This window comes from Oleiphilus sp. HI0128 (genome assembly GCF_001635365.1).
Map to the genome: position 1 here is coordinate 1 of NZ_LWGG01001234.1, position 865 is coordinate 865.

General features: G+C 44.9%; 1 protein-coding gene and 1 pseudogene. One reads left to right on the forward strand and one right to left on the reverse strand.

The annotated features are described in order from the left end of the window. A partial coding sequence (locus tag A3763_RS20990; protein ID WP_304440834.1) for a YicC/YloC family endoribonuclease occupies positions 1-543 on the reverse strand: 543 nt, incomplete at its 3' end. A 151-nt stretch (positions 544-694) separates the two neighbouring features. Between A3763_RS20990 and rph the strand changes: the two are divergent. After that, positions 695-865 (forward strand): annotated as a pseudogene (gene rph / locus A3763_RS20995) (ribonuclease PH); the annotation flags it as partial.

Below are 865 nucleotides of genomic sequence, written 5' to 3' on the forward strand. Positions count from 1 at the left end.
CTTTTTAAGAATATCTGGCAACCAGGCGCGCACTTCTTTAACGATATTTTCAATAGCGACTAAACGCTCTTCAAACAGAGGCTCTAGCTGAGTGCCTTCACGTTGACGGTTTTCCAATAATATTTTTAAGCAGGCCTCAAAGGACTCATTGGCTTGTGCCAACAGTTGCTGGCGGTCACCTGACTCATTATCAATCACGCCAGGCCATTGAAGCACCGAGATCGCATCAACCGGTGCGACGTCATCAAATAACTCATTTACCGAACGGCAGGCTTCACTTAACTGAGCGAGCACTTCAGCATTCACCTTCAAGCCATCAGCTTTACGGTTACTGGGCTGCCACTTTAAGGAACAGTCTAGCTTGCCCCGAGATAAGTACTTACGCATCAAGGATCTGAGTTTAGGTTCCGCTTCACGAAACATATCCGGTATTTTTAAGTGAGGCTCGAGATAACGATGATTGACCGTTCTTAGCTCCCACGTTAATACACCTTGTTCACTTTCAAGTTCTAAACGTGCAAATCCTGTCATGCTTTTCAGCATTGGTACTTCCCCACTTAGCTCAGTTACGTATGTTCAAATTGATTTACGAATTCTACTCGCTAGGCACTTAGAAACCCACCTTTAAAGTGATAAACTTGCCGGCAAATTTTCCCGGTACCCCTTTATTTAATTCCCCAATAGGAAGAACTTTATGAGACCAAGCGAACGCCAACCAGATCAAGCACGCGAGATTAAAATCACCCGAAACTACACAAAACATGCTGAAGGCTCTGTCCTGGTTGAGTTTGGCGACACCAAAGTTATCTGTACTGCCTCAATAGACGAAAAGGTACCCCGCTTCCTAAAAGGTGAAGGACAAGGT